General features: G+C 61.4%; 6 protein-coding genes. 3 read left to right on the top strand and 3 right to left on the bottom strand.

Annotated elements, in window-relative coordinates:
- Positions 1-96 precede the first annotated feature (96 nt).
- A complete protein-coding gene (locus QMX91_RS14410) occupies positions 97-1,641 on the top strand; it encodes an MFS transporter (RefSeq protein WP_282412937.1) in 1,545 nt (514 codons plus the stop codon).
- A 132-nt stretch (positions 1,642-1,773) separates the two neighbouring features.
- Here QMX91_RS14410 and QMX91_RS14415 read toward each other — a convergent pair whose 3' ends face one another.
- A complete protein-coding gene (locus QMX91_RS14415) occupies positions 1,774-3,165 on the bottom strand; it encodes an aldehyde dehydrogenase family protein (protein ID WP_282412938.1) in 1,392 nt (463 codons plus the stop codon).
- Between the two features lie 103 nt (positions 3,166-3,268).
- Between QMX91_RS14415 and QMX91_RS14420 the strand changes: the two genes are divergently transcribed.
- Positions 3,269-4,147 carry a LysR family transcriptional regulator gene (locus QMX91_RS14420; protein ID WP_097090372.1) on the top strand — a complete coding sequence of 293 codons (879 nt, stop codon included), beginning with the start codon at positions 3,269-3,271 and terminating at the stop codon, positions 4,145-4,147.
- Between the two features lie 83 nt (positions 4,148-4,230).
- A complete protein-coding gene (locus QMX91_RS14425; protein ID WP_282412939.1) occupies positions 4,231-4,893 on the top strand; it encodes a M24 family metallopeptidase in 663 nt (220 codons plus the stop codon).
- Between the two features lie 3 nt (positions 4,894-4,896).
- Here QMX91_RS14425 and QMX91_RS14430 read toward each other — a convergent pair whose 3' ends face one another.
- A complete protein-coding gene (locus QMX91_RS14430) occupies positions 4,897-5,520 on the bottom strand; it encodes a glutathione S-transferase (RefSeq protein ID WP_282412940.1) in 624 nt (207 codons plus the stop codon).
- Between the two features lie 104 nt (positions 5,521-5,624).
- Positions 5,625-7,040, bottom strand: a complete 1,416-nt coding sequence (locus QMX91_RS14435; protein ID WP_282412941.1) for a cytosine permease — start codon at positions 7,038-7,040, stop codon at positions 5,625-5,627.
- Between the last annotated feature and the right edge of the window lie 303 nt (positions 7,041-7,343).

Genomic DNA, 7,343 nt, shown 5'->3' on the forward strand with positions numbered 1-7,343 from the left:
ATGCCTTTCACAAAGTCATGCAAAATTGCTGGCATTATCGCATCAATCTAACGGCCTTAAAGTCGCAGCCTGGCAATTTCTTTAAAGGATGAATGCATGACAACGGTCTCTCATCAACCAGGCGCGCGTAACAAGCTGCTGATCCTCGCGGCCGTGTGCCTGTCGGCATTGGTACTGCCCTTGAGTTTTACCGGTGGCGCGGTGGCGACGCCCGCCATTGGCCGTGATCTGGGCGGAAGTCCCGTGGCCCTGACCTGGATCACCAATGCGTTCATGTTGTCATTCGGCAGTTTGCTGATGGCGGCGGGCGCGTTGGCTGACGTCTATGGGCGTAAACGCCTGTTCAGCTTCGGCATGTTGCTGTTCACCGCAGCATCGGTCGCGCAAAGCCTGGCACCGTCGGTGTACTGGCTGGACGGGCTGCGTGCGGTGCAGGGCGTGGCCGGTGCTGCGGCGTTGGCCAGCGGCTCAGCGTCGCTGGCGCAGGAATTCGAAGGCCATGCGCGAACCCGTGCATACAGCGTACTCGGTACCACATTCGGCATTGGTCTGGCTTTCGGGCCGCTGCTGGCCGGCGCATTGATCGAGGCGTTCAACTGGCGGGCGATTTTTGTTTTCACCGCGCTGATCGGCGTAATCGCCATGGTCTTCGGCCTGCCCCGCATGCGCGAAAGCCGCAATCCGGATGCCACGGGACTGGATTGGCCGGGCACGATCACCTTCAGCACGATGCTGGCGCTGTTCACCTTCGGCGTGATTCAGGCCCCGGAAAGCGGTTGGGGCAGCCCGCTGGTGGTCGGTCTGCTGAGTGCTTCGGCATTGTTGCTGGGGTTGTTCGTGATGATCGAAAAGCGCGTCAAACATCCGATGCTCGATCTGACCCTGTTGCGTTTTCCGCGCTTCATCGGCGTGCAGATGCTGCCGATCGGCACGTGTTTTTGCTACATCGTGCTGGTGGTGATCTTGCCATTGCGCTTTATCGGCGTGGAAGGCTTGAGCGAAATCGATGCCGGCCTGCTGTTGCTGGCGCTGTCGGCGCCCATGCTGGTGGTACCGATGCTGGCGGCGTCGCTGACCCGGTTTGTCTCGGCGGGAATCCTGTCGGGGATCGGTTTTCTGATCGCTGCGGTGGGCTTGCACGGGTTGAGCCTGTACAACGTCGGCGAGCCAAAATCCGCCTTGGTCATTGCGATGCTGTTGATCGGGATTGGCACCGGTTTGCCGTGGGGGTTGATGGATGGTCTGTCGGTCAGCGTTGTACCGAAGGAGCGCGCGGGGATGGCGGCGGGGATCTTCAATACCGTGCGCGTGGCGGGTGAGGGCATTGCGCTGGCAAGTGTCGCGGCGATTCTGGCTTCGCTGCTGCACACCGATCTGTCGAGCGCGGTGGCTGACAGCGTCGACACGGCGTTGATTGCCGAGACCGCGCACCGGGTTACCACGGGCGACATGGCGCATGCGCTCAACATGGTTCCGGGGCTGGCCAGCGAGCGTCTGGTGCAAGGTTATGCCTCGGCGTTTCAGTACCTGCTGCACATCCTGACCGTGATCACGCTGGCTTCGGCGGCAGTGGTGCTTGGGCTGTTGAGCAAGGGGCCGGCGGTTGCGCAGCCGCAAAAAACAGCGCCCGACTTGCTATAGCGGTGTGTGCGGAATTTTCGAGTGTGGGAGCGGGCTTGCTCGCGAAGGCGTCAGGTCAGTCACGATCAATGCTGAACATGCCGGCCCCTTCGTGAGCAAGCCCACTCCCACCAGTGCGTGTTGGAGTCCTGATTATTTACGATCCAGCCACACGGTCTGCGCGTTGCAGAACTCGCGCACGCCGAAGTGCGACAACTCGCGACCGAAACCGCTTTTCTTCACGCCGCCGAAGGTCACGCGCGGGTCGCTGGCGGAGTAGCCGTTGATGAACACGCCACCGGTATCCAGTTCGCTGGTCAGTTGCTGGGCCAGTTGCACGTTGGCGGTGTAGATCGTCGCGGTCAGGCCGAAGTCGCTGTCGTTGGCCAGGGCGATGGCGTGGGCGCAATCGCGGGCAGTGATGATCGATGCCACCGGGCCGAACAGTTCCTGTTTGAACGAGGTCATGCGGTCGGTGACATCGGCCAGCACGGTTGGCTCGTAGTAGTTGCCCGGGCCTTGCGCCTTGCCGCCGCCGAGCAACAGGGTGGCGCCTTCTTCGAGGGTGTCGCGCACTTGCTGGTCGAGTTCGTCACGCAGGTCGAAACGTGCCATCGGGCCGATGTAGGTGTCGGCGGACAGCGGATCGCCGACTTTCAATTTGCGCGTGGCCTCAACGAATTTACGGGTGAATTCCTCGACCACGCCTTCTTCGATGATCAGGCGCTTGGCCGCGGCGCAGACCTGGCCGGAGTTCTGGTAGCGACCGATGACGGCAGCCTGCACGGCCTCATCAAGGTCCGCATCATTGAGCACGATGAACGGGTCGGAACCACCCAGTTCCAGCACGCACTTCTTCAGCGCGGCACCGGCCTGAGCACCGATGGCCATGCCGGCGCGCACGCTGCCGGTCAGGGTGACAGCGGCGATGCGCGGGTCGGCGATGGCGGTGGAAACGCCTTCCGGGGTGACGTTGATCACTTCAAATACGCCATCGGCGAAACCGGCGCGCTTGAACGCGTCGCGCAGCAGGTAGGCGCTGCCCATTACGTTCGGCGCGTGCTTGAGCACGTAGGTGTTGCCGGCGATCAGCGCCGGAACGGCACCGCGCAGCACCTGCCAGATCGGGAAGTTCCACGGCATCACCGCGAGGATCGGGCCGAGTGGTCGGTACTCGATGCGCGCCTTGCCGCCTTCAACCTGAGTCGGTTCGGCGTCGAGCATGGCCGGACCGTTTTCGGCGTACCACTCACAGAGCTTGGCGCATTTTTCAATTTCGCCACGGGCTTGGGCGATCGGCTTGCCCATTTCCAGGGTGATCATGGTCGCCATGGCTTCGGCGCTGTCACGCAGGGCGCCGGCGAGGGCGGTCAGGGCGCGGGAACGATCCTGCAGCGGCTTGCGTTTCCATTTCGAGAAACCGAACGCGGCGCGGGTCAGCGCAGCGTCGAGGGCTTCGGCGGATTCAAAGGCGTAGTGACCGATCTGCTCGCCGGTAGCAGGGTTGATCGAGATGGCGTGGGTCTGGCTGGAAATCTGGTTCATGGCTGGCTCCTGCGAGTTCAGTGGATGGGCCTAGAGTAGGGTGGCGTTTGTTTTCTGGAAACTGAATAATAAAGATCGTTTCTTTCACGATTGGAGAATGACTGTGGATCTGGTGCAACTGGAAATCTTCAAAGCCGTTGCCGAGCACGGCAGCATCAGCGCCGCCGCGGCGCAGATTCATCGCGTGCCATCGAACCTGACCACGCGGATCAAGCAGTTGGAGCAGGACTTGGGCGTCGACCTGTTCATTCGCGAGAAAAGTCGTCTGCGTCTGTCACCGGCTGGCTGGAGTTTTCTCGAGTACGCCCGGCGCATTCTCGATCTGGTGCAGGAAGCGCGGGCCACGGTCGCCGGTGAAGAACCGCAGGGCGCATTTCCCCTCGGTTCGCTGGAAAGTACCGCCGCCGTGCGCATCCCCGAACTGCTCGCGGCGTACAACCAGTTGCATCCCAAGGTCGATCTGGATCTGTCGACCGGCCCGTCCGGGACAATGATCGACGGCGTACTCTCAGGACGATTGGCGGCGGCCTTCGTCGATGGCCCGGTGCTGCACCCGGCGCTGGAAGGTGTGCCGGCGTTCGAGGAAGAGATGGTCATCATCGCGCCGCTCAATCACCCCCCGGTGCGGCGCGCGGCGGATGTGAACGGCGAGAACATCTACGCGTTCCGCTCCAACTGCTCCTATCGTCATCACTTCGAAAAATGGTTCAGCACCGACGCTGCCGTGCCGGGCAAGATTTTCGAGATGGAGTCCTACCACGGCATGCTCGCCTGCGTCAGTGCCGGCGCCGGGCTGGCGCTGATGCCGCGCAAAATGCTGCAAAGCATGCCTGGCAGCGCGACGGTCAGCGTGTGGCCGCTGGCGGCGGACTTTCGCTATCTGACCACCTGGCTGGTGTGGCGCCGGGGCACGGTGTCGCGCAGCTTGAGCATGTTCGTGCGTTTGCTGGAGGAGCGCGGTGTGGTGCGTGCGGAAGAGTAATTGACACGTTGTGTCATGGCTGTATCTTGATCGGCGTTTCGCAATATAAAAAACTACACAGCGTAGCCATGAGGAACAAGCAAATGAGTGCAGCCCTGAGCGGTAAAGAAGCGGTCGGTGAGCGGTTTGTGCTGGAAACGATGCGTCATGCGCAGGGCCTGACCTGGAACGCCGTTGATGCCATCGCCAGGGTGATCAAGCCCGGCATGCGTGAGTCCGAAGCCCAGGAGCAGGGCAAGCAGATCCTTGCCGAACTGGGCATGGACCGCATCTGGCATCCGCTGCTGATTCGCTTCGGCGCCAATACGCTGAAGGCGTTCAAGGAGCGTTCCGAAGGCGATCCGGTGCTCGGTGACAACGATATTTTCTTCATTGACATGGGCGTGGTCTGGCAGGGGCACGAAGGCGATGCCGGCGCAACCTTCACCACCGGCTCCGATCCGGAAATGATCGCCTGCGCGGCGGCGTCCAAGGAGTTGTTCAAGCGTGTCGAGGCACTGTGGCGCCAAGGCGTGAACGGTGTCGAACTTTATCGCTATGCCAGCGATCAGGCTGAAGCCATGGGCTGGAAACTCAATCTCGATATCAAGGGCCACCGCGTCAGCGATTTCCCTCACGCGATCCATCGCGGCGGCAATCTCGGCGATTTCGACCAGACGCCAAATGCCGGGGTGTGGATTCTGGAAATCCAGATCGCTCACCCGCAGCGACCGTTCGGCGCGTTTTATGAAGATCTGTTGATCTGATTGTCACGGCGTACCGTTTCTGCCGTACAGGCGAAAGCCTTCGCGTTGGCTCAGACGCTGGTAATACGCGCTGACGGCGGGATAGTCCGGATGCGCGAGCGGCGTTTCGAACCAGCGGTTGACTGACAGCCCGATGGGGATATCGGCGAGGGAAAACCGGTCGCCACTGACGTAGGCGCCAGTCTTCTGCAACTGTTGATCGAGGATGCCCATGGTCTGCGACCACTGCTCGATGCCGTTGAGCAACGCGGCGCTGTCCTGATGATCTGGTGACTGACGCGCCAGCGACATGAACGCATACGACCACGACCGGTTCAACTCCGAGGCCTGCCAGTCGATCCACTGATCGACCCGCGCACGAACTCGCGGCTCGGCGGGGTAGAGGTCTGCGCCGCCATAGTTGCCCGCCAGATAACGAATGATCGTATTGGATTCCCACAGGGTGAAATCGCCGTCCTGAACCACCGGCACCATGGCGCAGGGGTTGAGGGCGAGAAACTCCGGGGTGTCGGTGGGTTTGAAGCCCGAGCCCCAATCCTCACGCTCGAACGGGATCTGCAGTTCAGCGCAGGTCCACAGCACTTTGCGCACGTTGATCGATGACGCCTTGCCCAGAATTCGCAGCATGAGTTTTCCCTGTCTCGTGGGTGCCTGTCGGGGCATCAAGAAATACCACACCACAACGCAGAAGGCCCGCGCATGGCGGGCCTTCTTTTTACATCGAATCAATCTCAGTGACTGCCCACCAGTTTCCCGCCCATCATCCGCCGCCGATAGGCGCTGTCACGACTGGCCAGCCAGAAGTACAGCGGCGAGGTCACCAGCAGCCCCACCAGCCACGACAGGTCGGCGCCGTTGATGTGCGCCGACACCGGGCCGACGTACAGCGGGGTGTTCATGAACGGGATCTGCACCGCAATGCCGATCGCATAGGCCAGCAACGCCTGCGGGTTGTAACGTCCGTAGATGCCACCGTCGACCTGGAAGATCGACTGGATGTCGTACTGGCCCTTGTGAATGGCGTAGAAGTCGATCAGGTTGATCGCCGTCCACGGCACCAGCACCACCAGCAGCACCAGCACCATGTCGACGAAGTGGCCGATGAAGTCCTTCGACGCGCCGACGGCAGCGAAGCAGCAGGCCAGCAGCACGATGATCGAAATCACTGCACGGCTCTTGGCGGTCGGGATCCAGCGGTAGGCGAAGGTCTGCACCAGGGTGATCAGCGACAGCACCGCGCCGTACAGGTTGAGGGCGTTGTGACTGATCACGCTGAACAGGAACAGCACCAGCATCAGCGGGCCAATCGAGCCGGTGGCGAGCTTGACCGCATCCATGGTGTCCATGCCCACGGGGGTCGCGAGCACGGCGACGGCACCGAAGATGAACGCCAGACTCGAACCCAGCGCCGAACCCAGATACGTGGTCCAGAACGTCGACGAGACTTTCACGTCCGCAGGCAGGTAACGCGAATAATCGGACACGTACGGCGCAAACGCGATCTGCCACAGCGCAGCGAGCGACACGGTGGCGAGCCAGCCGGAGAGGTTGAAGCTGCCGCGGGTGAGGAAGTCATCGGTTTGAATGTGGGTGAAGATGTAACCGAAACCGACGACGATGCCGATCCCCAGTACCCAGGTGCCGATGCGGTTGAGCACGTGGATGAAGCGGTAGCCGATGATGCCGATGATCCCCGACCCGAACGCGCCGATGACGATGCCGACCGGCACCGGCACGCTGTCGACCACGCCGTGCAGCGACTTGCCGGCCAGCACGATGTTGGAGGCAAAGAAGCCGATGTACATGACCCCGGCAATCAGCACCACCAGCAGCGCGCCGAGCGAGCCGAACTGTGCGCGGCTCTGGATCATCTGTGGAATGCCCATCTGCGGGCCTTGCGCCGAGTGCAGCGCCATCAGCACGCCGCCGACCAGATGACCGACCAGAATCGCGACGATGCCCCAGACCAGATTCAAGTGGAACAACTGCACGCCCAGCGCGCCGGTGACGATGGGCAACGGCGCGATGTTGCCGCCGAACCACAGCGTGAACAGATCCCTGACCTTTCCGTGGCGATCTTCGGGGGGCACGTATCCTATCGTGTGTTTTTCAATGAGCGGGGCGGATGTTGTTGCAGAGGTGGACATGACGAACTCCAAGGCAAGGATGAGTACGTGGACGTACTTCGGTAAGCGCCGACACGGACGGCGCATTTCTTGTTGAAGCGATCATGTGCAAAGGCCCGGGATAGATAAATTAGTAAGTTTGTTGCTTCAGACCTTAAAAAATATATGCCGCGTGTAATGCGTTGCTCCGGTATGTTCAGGCTTCACTCTGTCCTGGATTTACACAGTTTTGTGGTGAGGGGATTTATCCCCGATGGGCTGCGAAGCGGCCCCTCTTTTGACTTTAGAAACAGGGGCCGCTTCGCGCCCCATCGGGGATAAATC

The sequence above is a fragment of the Pseudomonas sp. PS01299 genome (genome assembly GCF_029960145.1).
Taxonomy (GTDB): domain Bacteria; phylum Pseudomonadota; class Gammaproteobacteria; order Pseudomonadales; family Pseudomonadaceae; genus Aquipseudomonas; species Aquipseudomonas putida_A.

Excerpts from the sequence above, each read along its gene's own strand:
- QMX91_RS14410 (WP_282412937.1), top strand. The coding sequence starts at position 97 with ATGACAACGGTCTCTCATCAACCAGGCGCGCGTAACAAGCTGCTGATC.
- QMX91_RS14415 (WP_282412938.1), bottom strand. The coding sequence starts at position 3,165 with ATGAACCAGATTTCCAGCCAGACCCACGCCATCTCGATCAACCCTGCT.
- QMX91_RS14425 (WP_282412939.1), top strand. The coding sequence starts at position 4,231 with ATGAGTGCAGCCCTGAGCGGTAAAGAAGCGGTCGGTGAGCGGTTTGTG.
- QMX91_RS14430 (WP_282412940.1), bottom strand. The coding sequence starts at position 5,520 with ATGCTGCGAATTCTGGGCAAGGCGTCATCGATCAACGTGCGCAAAGTG.
- QMX91_RS14435 (WP_282412941.1), bottom strand. The coding sequence starts at position 7,040 with ATGTCCACCTCTGCAACAACATCCGCCCCGCTCATTGAAAAACACACG.